The organism is Cellulosilyticum sp. I15G10I2 (assembly GCF_900095725.1).
Taxonomy (GTDB): domain Bacteria; phylum Bacillota; class Clostridia; order Lachnospirales; family Cellulosilyticaceae; genus FMMP01.
Genome location: NZ_FMMP01000006.1, coordinates 1,353,433 through 1,369,628 on the forward strand (window position 1 = coordinate 1,353,433; position 16,196 = coordinate 1,369,628).

12 protein-coding genes are annotated in these 16,196 nt (G+C 35.0%); 1 reads left to right on the top strand and 11 read right to left on the bottom strand.

Features of this window, described 5'->3' with window-relative positions; translation table 11 throughout:
- Position 1: 1 nt before the first annotated feature.
- The 6 genes from BN3326_RS06530 to BN3326_RS06555 all read right to left on the bottom strand — a co-directional run bounded on the left by BN3326_RS06530 (position 2) and on the right by BN3326_RS06555 (position 9,773).
- Positions 2-1,516, bottom strand: a complete 1,515-nt coding sequence (locus BN3326_RS06530; protein WP_069998289.1) for a sugar ABC transporter ATP-binding protein — start codon at positions 1,514-1,516, stop codon at positions 2-4.
- A gap of 117 nt (positions 1,517-1,633) precedes the next feature.
- Positions 1,634-2,653 carry an ABC transporter substrate-binding protein gene (locus tag BN3326_RS06535; RefSeq protein ID WP_069998290.1) on the bottom strand — a complete coding sequence of 340 codons (1,020 nt, stop codon included), beginning with the start codon at positions 2,651-2,653 and terminating at the stop codon, positions 1,634-1,636.
- 215 nt (positions 2,654-2,868) lie between these two features.
- Positions 2,869-4,776, bottom strand: coding sequence for a substrate-binding domain-containing protein (locus BN3326_RS06540; RefSeq protein ID WP_141722857.1), 1,908 nt, complete (start codon positions 4,774-4,776; stop codon positions 2,869-2,871).
- Positions 4,773-5,978, bottom strand: coding sequence for a response regulator (locus BN3326_RS06545; protein ID WP_069998291.1), 1,206 nt, complete (start codon positions 5,976-5,978; stop codon positions 4,773-4,775). The genes BN3326_RS06540 and BN3326_RS06545 overlap by 4 nt, the downstream gene beginning before the upstream one ends.
- A gap of 27 nt (positions 5,979-6,005) precedes the next feature.
- Positions 6,006-7,775: a cache domain-containing sensor histidine kinase gene (locus BN3326_RS06550; RefSeq protein WP_069998292.1), complete on the bottom strand. Its 1,770-nt coding sequence runs from the start codon at positions 7,773-7,775 to the stop codon at positions 6,006-6,008.
- A gap of 243 nt (positions 7,776-8,018) precedes the next feature.
- Positions 8,019-9,773, bottom strand: coding sequence for a methyl-accepting chemotaxis protein (locus BN3326_RS06555; protein WP_069998293.1), 1,755 nt, complete (start codon positions 9,771-9,773; stop codon positions 8,019-8,021).
- Positions 9,774-10,107: 334 nt separating this feature from the next.
- Between BN3326_RS06555 and BN3326_RS06560 the strand changes: the two genes are divergently transcribed.
- Positions 10,108-11,127 (top strand): HD-GYP domain-containing protein, encoded by a 1,020-nt coding sequence (locus BN3326_RS06560; RefSeq protein WP_069998294.1) that lies wholly within the window; start codon positions 10,108-10,110, stop codon positions 11,125-11,127.
- Between the two features lie 140 nt (positions 11,128-11,267).
- Here the strand turns inward: BN3326_RS06560 and BN3326_RS06565 are convergent, their stop codons facing one another.
- The 5 genes from BN3326_RS06565 to BN3326_RS06585 all read right to left on the bottom strand — a co-directional run bounded on the left by BN3326_RS06565 (position 11,268) and on the right by BN3326_RS06585 (position 16,193).
- Positions 11,268-11,945: a Crp/Fnr family transcriptional regulator gene (locus BN3326_RS06565; RefSeq protein WP_242875948.1), complete on the bottom strand. Its 678-nt coding sequence runs from the start codon at positions 11,943-11,945 to the stop codon at positions 11,268-11,270.
- Between the two features lie 45 nt (positions 11,946-11,990).
- Positions 11,991-13,646 (bottom strand): FAD-dependent oxidoreductase, encoded by a 1,656-nt coding sequence (locus BN3326_RS06570; RefSeq protein ID WP_069998295.1) that lies wholly within the window; start codon positions 13,644-13,646, stop codon positions 11,991-11,993.
- A gap of 160 nt (positions 13,647-13,806) precedes the next feature.
- Entirely contained in the window at positions 13,807-14,838 is a 1,032-nt protein-coding gene (locus BN3326_RS06575) for a TolC family protein (protein ID WP_069998296.1), read from the bottom strand.
- 3 nt (positions 14,839-14,841) lie between these two features.
- Positions 14,842-15,561: an ABC transporter ATP-binding protein gene (locus BN3326_RS06580; RefSeq protein WP_069998297.1), complete on the bottom strand. Its 720-nt coding sequence runs from the start codon at positions 15,559-15,561 to the stop codon at positions 14,842-14,844.
- Positions 15,558-16,193, bottom strand: coding sequence for a hypothetical protein (locus BN3326_RS06585; protein WP_069998298.1), 636 nt, complete (start codon positions 16,191-16,193; stop codon positions 15,558-15,560). The genes BN3326_RS06580 and BN3326_RS06585 overlap by 4 nt, the downstream gene beginning before the upstream one ends.
- Between the last annotated feature and the right edge of the window lie 3 nt (positions 16,194-16,196).

Sequence of the window (16,196 nt, forward strand, 5' to 3'; positions counted from 1 at the left end):
ATTAGTTCCCTCCCGCTATTGTATTCATGATGATATTGGTATCTAACTCTTCTTGTCTAAGTTCCGCAATTTTCACCCTATCTCTTAGAACGACCATACGGCTGCATGTTCTTAACATTTCATCTAGTTCTGATGAAATAAAGATCACAGACATTCCTTTTTCGGCAAGTTCTATAACAAGTTTTTGGATTTCTGTCTTTGTGCCAATGTCAATCCCTCTTGTCGGTTCATCTAAGATAAGTAATTTAGGCTGTGTCAAGAGCCATCTGGCTAAAATGACCTTTTGCTGATTACCCCCGCTTAACTCTTTAACCATTTTTTCTGGCGAAGGTGTTTTGATACTTAGCAAATTGATATAGTCATTCGCTATTTTTTCTTGTTCACTACGTTTTATATATTTCATCCAGCCACGTTGGCTCTGAAGGGCTAATATAATGTTTTCCCGAACTGAAAGATCTGGGATAATCCCATCTGCTTTTCTATTTTCTGGACAATATGCTATACCGTTCTTAATCGCCTCAAGTGGTGTTGTTATATTCTTTTTTACGCCTTCTATATGGATCTCTCCTGTATCTGGTTTCTGGGCTCCAAATAATAGTTTTGCCATTTCAGTTCTTCCGGAACCTAAAAGGCCAGCAAGACCTAATACTTCCCCTTTATAAATCATAATATCGTAAGGTTCTATTTCATTTTTCTTGCCTATTTTTTTAGTTTCTAAAAAGACTTCTTTATTAAAATGCTCATCTCTTGTGTCTTCTCCTTTAATAGATGCATTAAGTTCGTCAAAATCCTTGCCAATCATCTTAGCTACAAGCTGTACCTTTGGCAGATCTTTGATTTGATATTCTCCTACAAGCTCTCCATTTCTAAGCACAGTGATACGATCACATACAGCATAAACCTGGTCTAAAAAGTGTGTCACAAATACAATACCAATGCCTTCATTTTTTAACTGAAGCATAATTTCAAAAAGCTTTTGCACTTCATTTTCATCTAAGCTAGAAGTCGGCTCATCTAATATTAAAACTTTTGCATCAACATCTACGGCTCTTGCAATAGCCACCATTTGTTGGATCGCCACAGAATATGAATCTAATGTTTTTGTAACATCAATGGCTACATTTAATCTTTCTAGCGCCAACTTTGCTTTATGATGCATTTCTTTCCAACAAATTTTTCCAAGCTTCATAGGTTCTCGTCCAATAAACATGTTTTCTGCTACTGAAAGATTACTACATAGATTAACCTCTTGATAAACGGTACTTATGCCTATATCTTGTGCATCTTTTGTAGATTTAGGCAAAACCTTTTTGCCTTGAAGAAATATTTGGCCCTTATCCAATTTTTCCACGCCTGTTAAAACCTTTATAAGTGTAGATTTACCTGCCCCATTTTCGCCCATCAATGCATGAATTTCGCCTTTCCTCAAAGTAAAATCAACATTTTCCAGCGCATTAACCCCTGGAAAATACTTGCATATACTTTTCATTGTTAAGACTATATTGTCATTTTTCATAGTTGCCTCCTTATTAAAAATGCTACCCTTATGAGAACTAGTCATTCTTATTGACTAGTTCTCAACCTTTGTCTAACTTAGTACAAGGTAGGTAGGTCACTGACTCTATAGATTCTATTAATATTGGCGAGATGGAAGGTCTGCTGCTGCTGTATCTTGACGATAAATACCTTCTTCTGACGGAATATATTTAGGTACTGATTCATTATTCATAATTTTTTGGCAAACTTCATAAAATTGTGGTCCTAGAAGCGGATTACATTCAACCGTTACATTGAGTTTACCTGCGATCATTGCTTCAAATGCACCTTTAACCGCATCTACAGAAACAATTTTAATGTCTTCTCCTGGTTTTAAACCATATTCTTCAATAGCTTGAATAGCTCCGATAGCCATGTCATCATTATGTGCATAAAGCGCATCTATGTTTTGTCCATCTGATTTAAGGAAGGCTTCCATAACTTCTTTACCTTTTGCTCTAGTAAAGTCACCTGTTTGAGATTTGATAATTTTGATATCTGGATACTTAGCTGTTATCACTTCTTGGAAACCTACTAAACGGTCTGTAGCTGCTGCTGAGCCTACTGTACCTTGAAGCTCTACAATATTCCCCTTTCCTCCTAATAGCGTAGCCATTTCTTCTGCTGCTTTTTTGCCTTCTTCTTTAAAGTCAGACCCTATACGTGTTACATAAAGATCTTCTGGCACATCTGCATTTCTATCAACAAGTACCACGGGGATCCCTGCATCTTTTGCTTCTTTAAATACTGTTTCCCAACCTGATTCAACGACTGGTGAAATACCTATAACATCAACTTTTTGAGCAATAAAAGAACGTATTGCCTTAATCTGATTTTCTTGTTTTTGTTGTGCATCTGAGAATTTAAGATCAATACCTAATTTTTCCGCTTCTCCCTTAATAGAGTTTGTACAAGCTGTTCTCCACTCACTTTCTGCACCTATCTGAGCAAAACCTACTACTAATTTTTTATCCGCTGTTTTTGTTTCTGCGGGTTTTGCTTCTGCAGTTTTCGCTGCTGTATCAGCTGGTGCTGCTGGTGCACTAGCTGGCTTAGAACACCCAGCCATAGCAAATAGCATGGTTCCTGTTAATAACATCGCAAATATTTTTTTCATTTTTAAACCCCCTATAATTTTTAATGATTGTTGGTACATTTTTATTTTAGACTCTTAGAAATTATTTGTATTTACAATTAAAATGTTTAATTTGTAATTTTCTGCACAAAATCCATTATACTAGCTTCTTTTTTATAATATTTTTGCAATACGCTACGTCTCTTACTTTAGAACAAGAAAGCGTATAAAAAAAATAGACCTTACTAAAATACTATTTAGTAAGGTCTATTTAGCCATTCTCTTGTGTAGGCTTCTTTTGTAAAGACTGTTTCTTCTGTAATAATCATCATAGGCATTTGTTTATTACTTACAATATCTTTTACAATCTTCATGAGCTGTGGTCCTAAAAGCGGATTGCATTCTACAGAGCAATTTAGTTTGCCATCTTTTATAGCAAGAATAGCTGCTTTAATCGCATCTATTGAAACTATTTTTATATCAATTCCCGGCCTTAGACCAAAGGCTTCTATGGCTTCTATTGCCCCAAGCGCCATATCATCATTATGGGCATAAACAACATCTATTTTATTTCCATATTTCGTTTCTGTATCTAAATAACTTTTCATTATTTCTTTACCTTTTTCAAAGGTATAATCTCCATGTACAGAGTGGATAATCCTAAATTGCTCTGAATCTGCAATAACCTCTTCAAATCCTATTTTTCTTTCAACGGTGGGAGTAGAGTTTTTGCTCCCTAGTATTTCTACAATATTTACAGCGTGCTGTTCTTTAAAATCACCTTTTACCCATCGGGCTGCACGTCTGCCCTCTTCTCTAAAATCAGGCCCTAAAAAGGTCGTATAGAGTGAATCATCCTCTGTTTTTATCATACGGTCTGCAATAATAACTGGAATATCTGCAGATTTTGCTTCCCTAAGTATTTGATCCCAGCCTGATTCAACTACTGGTGAAAAGGAGATAACATCTACCTTCATATTGATAAAACTTCTTAATATTTCAATTTGTCTTTTTTGGTTAAGATCTGCTTCTGAGTAGATAAGTTCTATATCAGCTTCTCTAGCCGCATTTTTAATAGATGCACTATTAGCCTCTCTCCAACCACCCTCTTTGCCTACATTACAGAATCCTAAAACGATTTTATCTTTTGGATTCTTAAGGGTGGCTTTTTTATTTTGCTCAGCCTTATACATATCTAAATTATCTGGAGTAATAAGTGTCGTCCGCAATATGATTTTCTTAGGTATCCCTTTTTGTTTATTAAGAATATCCATAGCAAATTGAACCGCTTCTTTACCTCCTGTAGGACAGATATAGGTACATGCTAATATACCTTTTTCTACTAAATCTAGACCACCATTTGCCCCTTCAAGACCATCTATCCCTATAAACTTAATAGGATGCAAATAATCATAATAGGTATAGGCTCTATAAGCTCCAAGCGCCATTGCATCATTATGTGCAAATACAACATCGATAGCTTGATGTCTTTTATAAATTTCTAACATCTTATCTTCTGCACGGTCTCTGTTCCAACTGGCGTCTATTTTCTCTAGAATAGTGATATTATTATACTCGCTCAATATATTGCTAAGTCCTTCACTTCTTTCTCTTGTGGGGTGAGAATCTGATGCGCCTTTTATCTCTATAACATTCCCTCCCCGTTCTCCAAGAAGCTTACCCATATACTCTCCAACCTGCTTGCCAACCCGCCCGTTATCAGGGCCAATATAAAGGGTATAATCATAGCCTTCTATACCCCTATCAAGTACAATAACAGGCATCTTTTGATAAACCTCTGATACAATAGGTGTCAGTTTTTCCGGACTTGTAGGGGATACAATTAAAAGATCTACACCAAAGGCCTGCAGTTCTTTAATATCTTGAATTTGTTTTTCATAGCTGCCCGCAGCCTCCATATAAATGACTCTTAGTTGTGGATACTTTTTAGCTTCCTCTTTTATTTCTTCTGTCATAATAATACGCCAGGGCTCTTCTAAATCTGCCTGAGATACACCTATTAAAAACTCAATATTATCTTTGCCGCTCTCATTTAGATTAAACCGCTGGTTATTATAGGTAATAATGCCGCCAATGCAGCTAATGCTTACGAGCACCATAATAATCGCAACAATATAAGGTATATTCCTGTTATACAGTTTCACTTGACACCCCGCCTTTTATAATCTAGTGGTGAGAGATGAAATGTCTTTTTAAATACGTTGCTGAAATAATGCTGACTGGAGTAGCCGGTCTTTTCTGCAACTTCATAAACTTTAATATTGGGATCCTGCATAAGAATAAGCGCTTTTTTCATTCTGATTTGTGTAAGATAATCAATAAATGGCACACCTAACTCTTGCTTAAGCAGTCGTGTAAGATATGTTTGACTAATACCAACCTTTTCGGCTATTTCTGTAAGCGTCAGCTCTGGATTTGCATAATGCTTATCAATGTACTTCTGAATGGTTATTACGATAGGTGTTTTTTGACTCTTTTCTGTTAAGCTTCTGCTAATTTCCTCATAGGCATGATGTATAGAAGCGGGTTTCTGTTTTAATAAAATCATTTCTGTAATGACTTCTCTTCTTAAATATTCTGCTATACACTTTTCAACTTCTATACCCATTTCAGACCATTTCGCAATTGGACTTGTATCACTTATGACAATGATTTGATTTTTGGTATCCTTAAAACAAGTAAGTGCCTTAAACCCATTCATGGCCTCTGCTGCAATGTTCTGTATGGCATAGATCAGTAAATCATTATCCCATTCACGCTCTATCATCCCATGACTTTTGTCCATAAGTCTAATAACAAGCATGCCCATAGTAGCTGTATATCCTATATTAAAATACTCAAATTGCCTCATAAGATTTTCATCTTTGACTTTTGCACCTATTAAATCTTGTAAAAAAATCTCTTTAAGGTAATGATTACTTTTTTTAAGCTGCTTCATTTTAAATGCATCTTCGATCCCTTTATTTTTAAGATCTATCATTTGTTCTCTTGCCTTTAAGACACTTTTTAATAAAGCATCTTGACTTACAGGTTTTAAAATATAATCAAAGACCTTAAGCTTAAGCGCCGCTTGTGCATACTCAAATTCATCATGTCCGGAAACAATAATAATAATTGCATCGTTTAATATGGATTTAAGCTGGTTGATGAATTCTAATCCATTCACAAAGGGCATACAAATATCTACCAAAAGCAGATCCGGGGCGGTTTCAATAGCTTTTTCAAGAGCAACTTCACCATCTTCTGCTTCTGCTACAATCTCAAACCCTATACTTTGCCAATCTAGGATTCCTCTTATGCCTTTTCTAATCTTTGGTTCATCGTCTGCAATAAGAACTTTAAACATCATAAACCTCTTTCTTGTTAGATTTATTTATGCTTCTAGCAGGGGTAATATGATTTGAACACATGTCCCCTCATTAACCTTGCTTATGTATCTAAGCCCATATTCACTGCCATATGTCATTTTAATTCTAGTATGTACATTGCATATACCATATCCTGAGCCGCTCTCTGATGCAACGCCCCTTATATTTTCATGCTGCAGCATCATATTGATTTCATGCAGCTTAAGGGCATCTATCCCTGCGCCATTATCTGTTACCGTAATGATCACTTGATGATCTATTTTTGAAAAGTTTATTTCAACTTTGCCAGCTCCTCGCTTTTGCTTAACACCGTGATAAATAGCATTTTCCACAATGGGCTGAGCTGTTAGTTTAAGAATAGGCTTATCTAACAGTTCTTCATCATAGGTAATATCATATGACAGTTTATCTTCATACCTTGCTTTTTGTATAATCATATAACTTTCAATATGATCGATCTCCTCACGTATCGTAATCACTTCCCGGCCTTTGCTAAGTGCAATTCTAAAGAGCTTAGTCAGTGCCGTAACAATCTCAACGATATCTCTAGCCCCATAATCAACAGCCATCCACTGTATCGTATCAAGCGTATTATACAAAAAATGTGGTTTGATCTGTGCTTGAAGAATTTTAAGTTCCGCTTTCCGTTTATTTCTTTGTTCAGTATAGACCATTTCAATAAGCTGCTTGATTTCTTTAATCATGTGGTTAAAACTATGGCCTAGTTCTCCAAATTCATCTTTATACTTATTATTTTCAAAACTTACTTCTAAGTCTCCTTGCTCTGCCCGCTTCATAAGGGCTGTAAGCTCCTTTATAGGTGTAACAATAGTATTGGTAAAGATAATCGCTACAACTATAGCTAATATAAGGGTGAAACCACTGACAAACATCGCAAAAGTCTGCATTTTAAGAACGTCTTCTAATATTTCTTCTATTGAAAAAACCCCTATTGTACGCCATCCCGTCTGCACACTGGTTTCACACATGATCTCAAATGTTTCGTTATTAATAGATTTAATAAGTAAATTGGATATATCTTTAAACCACTCATTATTAATTCTATAAATAATAGGATTGACAGGAGAATAAACAATATCATTGTTTTTATCAAGTATATAAAAAAAACCTTTTTGTCCTATATTATTATTTTTAATAATTTCTTCAAACTTTCCAAGTTTCATATCAATAAGAATAACACCTGTGATTTCGTTAGTTTTAGGATGTCTCATCGTTCTTGATATTGAAATAACCTCATCTGCACTGTATTCTGAATAAGTATTAAGATTACGGCCTATGGGTTTACTTGCATACTGAGAAATATCTGATTGATTAACCGCAGATAGATACCAATCCTCTTGCAAAAGTGGGTCGCGATTGTTTTTTATAAGCTCATTACTTAAATACTTATCTCTAGTATTTACAATAAGAATCCCTGCAATCTCTGGGTTGGCTTCCGTATAAATATTTAAAAGTGTTCTTACTCTTATTTCTAAAAGATCATTATTCTGAGGCTCAGAGTCATCTGTAAGATACTGCACTACATCCGGAGATTGTGAGATATAATACATAATGTTATCTATGGACTGAAGATAATATTCTATGTTACTTTGAATTTGGCTGATCATTTGCGCCGTATGTTTATTAGCACTGGTCTCTATAGATCTTGAGTAAACTGTATTCGCAAATAAACCTAAGGTAACGATAGGAATAAAAATGATAGCAAGAAAAAATATAAGTATTCTATTTTTAATACTATTAAAACCAGTTATCATAATCACACAACCTTAACGTAATATATTGGCTAGTATTGATTTAATATTAATTATATTTTAATATCTAGTTTTAATCAATAACTTTAAAAGCAACTCTTATTTTTAGACAATATATACAAATACCTCTTTCTTTCTAAAGTATGGTTATCCAATCAAAAAGCTCTTTATAGAACGTAGTAATAACTATTTTCTATAAAGAGCTTTTTGATTTTTATGTCAGATTATCTTTTAAATGTACATACGTTATACTTTAAAACGTGTTATTAAATGGTGGAGCACCTGAGCAAGTTCTGCTAAAGATTTACTTGAGCTTACTATTTCGTGAATGGAAGCTGCTTGTTCTTCAATACAAGCCGAAGACTCCTCAGTTGCTGCCGCATTTTGCTCAGCTACGGCTGATAATGCGTCAAGGGTAGCATAAACTTCATTATTCTTAATAGCCATCACATGACCAGACTCATTAAGAAGCTCTACCACTTGCCCTTGATGATTAATCGCTTCTGAAATTTCTAAATATTTTTCCTTTGTAATATTCATATGGCTCACTTGTTCCTCTAAAGTAGCTTTAACTACCTCAGTAGTGTTTACAGCTCTCTCTGAATCATGCTGCAAATTTTCCACCATCTCATCTATCATTTTTGATGAACTTGCAGACTGTTCTGCAAGTTTTCTAATTTCTTCTGCAACAACTGCAAACCCACGCCCGTGTTCTCCTGCCCTTGCCGCTTCTATTGAAGCATTCAGTGCAAGCAAGTTAGTTTGCTGTGAAATAGAAGTAATCACATTGCTTGCTGCACTTATTTTAGATGAACTTTCATTGGTCTTAAGAATTGTATCATAAACATTTGTTGTTGCGGTCATGCTTTCATCTGTTTTTTTAAATAGTGTATTAATAACTTCTAATCCTGAGTTTACCAACGCTTCGACTTTATGTGATACCTCATTAAGTTCTTTCATATGGATTTGATCTTCTTTAATATATTTTTCAAGCTCCGAAAGCTTTAAAAGTCCCTGGGCAGTGCTTTGTGCTTGATCAGTTGCGCCTTCTGCAATATCACAGATTGTTTTAGCAACTTCATCAGTCGTTGTAGCTGTTTGTGAAGCCATGCTATTAAGCTCTTCTGAAGAAGCTGATACTTGTAAGGATGCATCATTAACTTGTCCTATCATATATCTTAGACTCTCTTCAATTGTATGAATAGCTTTTGCAAGATCTCCCACTTCATCTTTTCTATTAATAAACGCTTCATCAATATCAGTGGCAATATTATAGTTTGCAATTTCCTGGGCATGTCCTATAACATGTCTAATAGATTTTGCAATAGAGTGTGCTAAGATCCATGCGGTAACAACCCCCGCCAGTGCAAATATTAACATAATACCTATCGTAACAGTTGTCCCTTTACGTACTTGTTCTGCAATTAACTGCTCAGATGCTTGTTTAGATATCCCAATAAATAAAATACCAATTACTTCTTGATTCTCATCTTTTAGAGGCTCATATGCCGTAATATAAGCATTACCTAGAATCTGAGCAGTCCCTATATAGCGCTCTCCGTTTATAATATTTGCATAGGCGCTACTTTCTTTTCCAAGATATGTACCAATAGCCCTGTTACCGTCTGCTGTCAGTATATTGGTGGAAATCCTTATAAAATCATCTCCGTCTTTTGCAAATAGGGTGGCTGAGACATTAAGATCCTCAGTCAGTGTATCTACCATCTCATAATGTTCTTTTATACTGTTGCCGCTTTTATCTATTAAGACTTCATCTTTAAACTCTAAATTCCCATAATATTTATCTAAATAAATCTTAGCTGAGTGTATATCGCCTATAAGTTTTTCCTTAATCAAGCTTTCTTCAAGATCTCTAAGATTATTATTACTTACAATTAAATTAAATACACTAATAATCATCATAGGGATAAGACCTGATAGGATAAACATACTCATTAACTTACTTTTTAGTTTAATATTGCCTGTTTTAAATCGATTCATTTTTCAGTCTCCTCTCAATACAAATTATGTCTATACGAACTAATAAAATCATATTATAATTATAATGTGATTTTATTAGTTCGTATTATTATAACTTATCTTTCTATATTTTGTGTTAAATTTTATATTTTTTATATTAAATTTAGTCTTTTAAATAGGATGCATTTAAACATAATGCTATACTATAATTACTTTAAATACAATCAGCTTTTTATTGGTAATATCTATAAAGCATAAGTTTCTTTACTTTAAATATTATATTTTTAAATTTTCTGCCGATATATTTACTATATAAACTAGGTATTTTTTATCTCATAATGAAAAGAGGGATATTATGCAAAAAATTATATTACCTATCTCCAAATGTATTCCAGGCATGGTGACAGCTCAACCTGTAGTCAATATGCAGACAGGGGCTACCATTCTAGGACAAAACCAAGAACTAACGATAGAAAATTTAAAAAACATCAGTAACTTTATTCATACTGACCTATGGGTGTATATTGATTCTTTTAATAAAGTATGGAATCTTCCTCCTGAAACGATAGAAAACTATAAAAAGTACAGCAAAGCTCTTAAAACTGTCATAGAGCAAATTTCTCCTTCTGATGATAAAAGCATTAAAACATTTGATGAGATGTGTCATCATCTTTCTGCTGATTTTAATGAAAACCATACTTTATTAGGCTGTACAAATTTAATCAAGCAGCTAGATTATGATACTTATACCCATTCTTTAAATGTAGCCTTTTTGTCTAAACTTATATGTAAATGGACAAATGTTAATAAAGAAACTACACTTAACGTTATTAGAGCAGCTCTACTTCACGATATAGGAGGGATTAATCTTGCTTTTGACATGATCAATAAAACAGAGGATCTTTCTTCAGATGAACGCAGTGAGTATGAAAAACATTCTATCTATAGCTATAATATTGTCAGCAAAATGCAAGATTTACACCCTTCCATCGCCAAAGGCATTCTCGCCCATCATGAAAGATGTGACGGAACAGGTTTTCCGCTTAAGCTTACATCTCCATATATTAATAACCTAGCTAAAATAATTGGTATCGCGGATCGTTATGAAATCCTGAGAAAAACGCATCATATTTTCGATACACTTAAAATACTGTTAACTGATGAACTTACAAAATTCGATCCTGACATGCTGCTTACTTTTTGTAATAATATTGCTAACTACTACATAGGCGTATTTGTGACCTTAAGTACAGATGAGATTGGCGAAGTAGTATTTATCAATCCAAAATGCATCTATAAACCTATTATAAAAATTAATGACAAGTATATTAATCTTTATGAAACACCAAGTATTACAATCATTAATATCGAATAGATATGTTTTAAACTGTTTTAAATCCAATCCCCAAATGATGCCTATAATCATTTGGGGATTTGTTCTATTTATCAGCAAGTAACACACAACCTATCTGCCCAAGGCTTCATAGTTTCTATTGTGTTCGTTTCTTTCATTTATTAAGCTAAGTAGTCTTTATCTAAAATTTTTATTTTACCTCGCCCCAATGTGATAACCCCATTCTTTTCAAGAATTTTTAATGCTCTGCTGACCACTTCTCTTGACGACCCAATATCGATTGCAATTTTTTCATGGGTTGTATAGATCGTACTTGCTCCGAATGTTTTTTCAGATCTTTGCTTAAGATAGTCAATTACTCGTTTTTCGATACTATCAAAAGTGATTTTTTCAAGTACATTAATAACATGATCAAATTTACCATATAGATTTTTAAAAACATATTTTAAATAAGCCTTATCTTCTAAAATATAGGCTTTAAAGACTTCCATTGGGATAATCGCAAGTTCTGCTTCTTCCTCTACCTCAGCAAAAGCATAATTCTCCATATCGGATAATACGCAAAGAATCGTCAAAAAACAGCTATCTCCTCGCCCAAGCCTATAAAGTGTAACTTCCCGACCTTCATCATTAATTCGGTAAACTCTTAAGATGCCACTTAGAATAAATGAAAAGCCTAGGCAGGACTGTTTACTATTCATCAGTTTATAACCGGCCGGATATCGATTAACTTTTAAATGTTCTGAAATAATTTCCTGTGTTTTATGGCTTAATGTACTTAAAAATGCATAATCTTTTGCTATCTTTACAAATTGATTCATAAGTCTCCCCTTATCCATGCCAAAATACTCCTTTGGTTTTTAACACCAAAAGAGTATTGATCATTATTGATTATGTTGTGGTTTAAACGCCATAGCCTGAATGGTTTTATACCCACCCGTAATGTTTTTGCATTTGAACCCTGCTTGCTTTAATATTCTTTCGGCTACATAGGCTCTAAGCCCTACAGCACAGTGTATCCAATATTCTTTATCACGATCTAGCTGATCCAGCTGATCTCTTAGTTCATTAACATTAATAGCGACAGACCCTTCTACTTTACCCCTAACCCTTTCTGCATGTGTTCTGACATCTAGTATTACAATGTTCCCATCATCTTTTATCTCTTTTAGCGCCTTAGGATGCACAATATCACTTTTGCCTGTAAGTACATTTTCTGCAACATATCCTGCAAAATTCACTGGGTCTTTAGCCGATCCAAAAGGCGGTGCATAAGATAGCTCAAGTTCAGTTAGATCATATACTGTTCCCTTAAACCTTATCACTGTAGCAATTACATCTATTCTCTTCTCCACACCTTCATAGCCTAGAGCTTGTGCTCCTAGAATCTTCCCTGTATTGTCAAAAATGAGTTTTAAGGTTATTGGACTGGCTCCTGGGTAATAACCTGCATGGTTATTTGGATGAATAATAATAGCTTGATAAGAAGTATCTGAACGCTCCAAAATGCTTTCATTATTGCCTGTTGCAGCTAAAGTTAAATCGAAAACCTTAATGACAGCAGTTCCTTGCGTATTTTTATAAATTGTTTCTAGTCCGCTTATATTATCAGCAATAATGCGTCCATGTTTATTCGCTGGCCCAGCCAGTGGAATAGCTCTGTGCATCCCATTTACAAAGTCGATAACTTCTACTGCATCTCCCCCTGCATAAATCCCTTTAATATTAGTTTCCATATGCTCATTCACTAAGATATGGCCTTTTACCCCAAGTATAATCCCTGTATCCTGAAGAAAACTTGTATCCGGTACAACGCCCATTGCAGAAATGATGATATCAGCCTTAATACGCTTATTGCTTTGAAGCTCTACTTCTATCCCATCACTCAGCTCTCTAAAGGCTTTTACCCCATCGTTAAGAATAAGCCTTACCCCCTGATCTTCCATCTCTTTTTCAGCCATCACAACAATATCTTCATCAAAAGGCATCAGGATATGAGAAGCTGCTTCTACTAGCGTCACATCAATATGGTTGTGTCTTAAGTTTTCAGCCATCTCTACCCCTATATAGCCTCCCCCAATTACAATAGCAGATTTAACAGTGCTAACTGCCGACTTAATGCGATCTGTATCCTTAATATTTCTTAAAGTAAATATTCTTTCACCCTTTATCCCTGGTATATTAGGCATTAATGGCTTAGCCCCTGGTGCTAAAACCAGTGCATCAAACGTCTCATCGTAAATGCCCCGCTCTTTAGAAGAAATAGTCACTTTTTTTGACGTGACATCTAACGCTACAACCTCACTATTAACTCTTACATCTATTTTAAACCTGTCTTTCATTAATTTGGGCGTAGCTACTAAAAGCTTATCTCTTTCTTCAATAATATCTCCTATATAATACGGAAGCCCACAGTTTGCAAAAGAAATGTAGTCTCCTTTTTCAAACATTATAATTTCAATGTTTTCATCCAATCTCCTAAGCCTTGCAGCAGCCGAAGCACCTGTCGCTACGCCCCCTACAATAATTACTTTTTTCATACCTGCACCTCCACATTAAATGAATTAACAAACACTTTATCCTTATATTTAATATATCACTTATTAGCTATTTATTCTAATAAAAACAACATATCTTTATACTAATTCATTTAATTGTTTTTTTCTGTGATATAATCACCCTGAAAATAGATCATTCCTTTTAAAGCAGATATGGATTTTCTATAACTTGCTTAATATATTCTTGCTTAACTATAATCTCTAAAAGACTCGTTTCTGCCTGTTCATAAGTTAGCTTTAACTTTTCATACTCATTTTTGGAGCTATAGCCAGCTTCATACTGCGTCTGTTTGGTCTGAAGCTGCTTTGCAAGCAGCTGTAGTTCTTTTTCTTGAAGTTTGTATTTCTCTTGTAACTGTAAAAGCTCTGTATACTTAGTTTTAAGATTATTTTCAAACTGCTGCTTCGTCGTCTCACTCGTTTCTTGCGTTTTAACTACATTTTCTTGCAGCTGAAGATAGGTTACGTAGGAATTACCCGCTTGTTCAAGAGTACTATAATCTATTTCACTTTCTATCTTCGCAAGTTCAACAACTTTCCATACAGAAAGATTCTGCTCTGCTTTTGAACTTATTACCCCGTCTAAATGACCAATAATCTCAAAAGGCTCATAAATAATAGCTTCTTTTTGAAGTACAAAATGTGTCGTCGTTTTGCCAATCATTTCACTAAGTGATGTAAACTGCGAATGGATTGTGTTTTCTAACTGGATTTTATTGTTTTTTGCCATTTCGTAACTAAGTATATTATTATTAAGCGCTATTTGACTGATAATACCTTTTTGAAATTTACTCTTAGCACTTTGGAGATTCGCCTCATCTATTTTAAGACTACTTTCCATGTTTCTAAGTTTTTCTTCGTTTAATAATATTTCATCAAATAACTTAGCTATATTATAAGCAATTACTTTTTCTTGAATTTCTTCCTGCTTACGCACATATTGATTTTCCAGGTACTGTTTCTGCCAGCTTTTATAACTTCCTTCACTTACCGCTTGATTTAATTTTGCACCGTTTAATTCATAGGATCTACGTATTTGTGCCAGTTCAGTACTATAGGTTTTTGCACGGACTATGGCATTTTCAAGCGTCAATACCTGCAGTTCGGCTGCCTTGGCATATAAGTTTGGCAGTCCTATGAGAAAGACTATAAGCCCTATAAGTATTTTTTTCATTTCTCAATGATCCCCCTCACTTTTTGGCATATCAGATAGTTCACCATCTGTAATATAAACTATTCTTGAGGCATATTTTGCAATATTTAAATCATGTGTAATCAGAATAATCGTCTTTCCTTTTTGATTCAATGCTTTAAAGATGCCTAGCACTTCTTTTCCTGTTTTTTGATCGAGTGCACCTGTAGGTTCATCTGCAAGCAAAAGGTCAGCATCAGCAACGAGCGCCCTTGCTATGGCTACCCTTTGCTGTTGTCCTCCTGATAATTGATTGGGTCGATGATGCATTCTATCTTCAAGCCCCACTGATTCTAAAAGTTCTTTAGCATGACTTACTGCTTCTTTATAACACTTCCCTTGCAAAAGTAGCGGGAGTGCTACATTTTGGAGTGCATTGTATTTAGGGATTAGATTAAACTTTTGAAAAATAAACCCTATCTTTTGTCCTCTAATAGATGCATATTCATTTTCTGTCTTATTATAGATACTATCGCCAGAAAGCCTATATTCTCCTGTATCATGGGTATCAATAAGGCCTATAATATTCATCAAAGTAGATTTCCCAGAACCTGAGGGCCCTAATATGGCTACAAATTCACCTTCATTTACTTCAAAATCAATATGTTTAAGTACTCGCACCTGTGCTTCACCTTTACCATAACTTTTGCACAAATCCATCATTTTGATAAGCGGTTCATGCACGGCTATACAAGGCTCACTCATCTCGAGCCTCCGCCAAACAGATTAATTTTCTCAATATTTTGGGCTTCATCTAGCCAAATAGAAATCACATTCCCTTCTTGCAAGCTCTCAAATGTCATCTCATTTTGCCCTCTTCCGCCTGCAATAGTCATACCTACTGGTATAGTGATCGTTTTTTCTTCACCTGTATAGTCTAACTTAAGCGCCGCCCTGGCGCCTGCTGCATCACCTCCAGCATTCACCTGACGCCCAGTACGTTGTCCACCCGCATCTCCTCTTTGAAATCCGCCACCCGGAAATGCACCACCTGGACCGCCTCCTAACCCACCATCCGCACTTCCAGTAATCGCTCTAGGTGCCTTTTTCTCTTCAGCTTGGTTGGTATCATCTGCTTGTGGATTTCTTTTTTCAGGTACCTCATTGATTTGAGACCCCTCAGGCATATTCACTATCTTGACTGTCACTTCGTTACCAACTATTTCACTGATTTCTCCAATAATATCAGGTGTTTGGCTTGTTGTCCTGGTTATTTCTGACTCCTGATTTTGAACTATATCTTGAGTGCTTAGTGCTGTTTCTGCTTTTAAATGACTGCATCCGTTTAAAAGCACTGCAAATCCTAATATACTAACAACCACTTTTAGTTTTTTCATCAC

What these genes read in the sequence shown, in the direction of transcription:
- BN3326_RS06550 (WP_069998292.1), bottom strand. Translation starts at nt 7,775, where the DNA reads ATGATAACTGGTTTTAATAGTATTAAAAATAGAATACTTATATTTTTT.
- BN3326_RS06530 (WP_069998289.1), bottom strand. Translation starts at nt 1,516, where the DNA reads ATGAAAAATGACAATATAGTCTTAACAATGAAAAGTATATGCAAGTAT.
- BN3326_RS06535 (WP_069998290.1), bottom strand. Translation starts at nt 2,653, where the DNA reads ATGAAAAAAATATTTGCGATGTTATTAACAGGAACCATGCTATTTGCT.
- BN3326_RS06555 (WP_069998293.1), bottom strand. Translation starts at nt 9,773, where the DNA reads ATGAATCGATTTAAAACAGGCAATATTAAACTAAAAAGTAAGTTAATG.
- BN3326_RS06570 (WP_069998295.1), bottom strand. Translation starts at nt 13,646, where the DNA reads ATGAAAAAAGTAATTATTGTAGGGGGCGTAGCGACAGGTGCTTCGGCT.
- BN3326_RS06545 (WP_069998291.1), bottom strand. Translation starts at nt 5,978, where the DNA reads ATGTTTAAAGTTCTTATTGCAGACGATGAACCAAAGATTAGAAAAGGC.
- BN3326_RS06560 (WP_069998294.1), top strand. Translation starts at nt 10,108, where the DNA reads ATGCAAAAAATTATATTACCTATCTCCAAATGTATTCCAGGCATGGTG.
- BN3326_RS06565 (WP_242875948.1), bottom strand. Translation starts at nt 11,945, where the DNA reads ATGGATAAGGGGAGACTTATGAATCAATTTGTAAAGATAGCAAAAGAT.
- BN3326_RS06580 (WP_069998297.1), bottom strand. Translation starts at nt 15,561, where the DNA reads ATGAGTGAGCCTTGTATAGCCGTGCATGAACCGCTTATCAAAATGATG.
- BN3326_RS06585 (WP_069998298.1), bottom strand. Translation starts at nt 16,193, where the DNA reads ATGAAAAAACTAAAAGTGGTTGTTAGTATATTAGGATTTGCAGTGCTT.
- BN3326_RS06575 (WP_069998296.1), bottom strand. Translation starts at nt 14,838, where the DNA reads ATGAAAAAAATACTTATAGGGCTTATAGTCTTTCTCATAGGACTGCCA.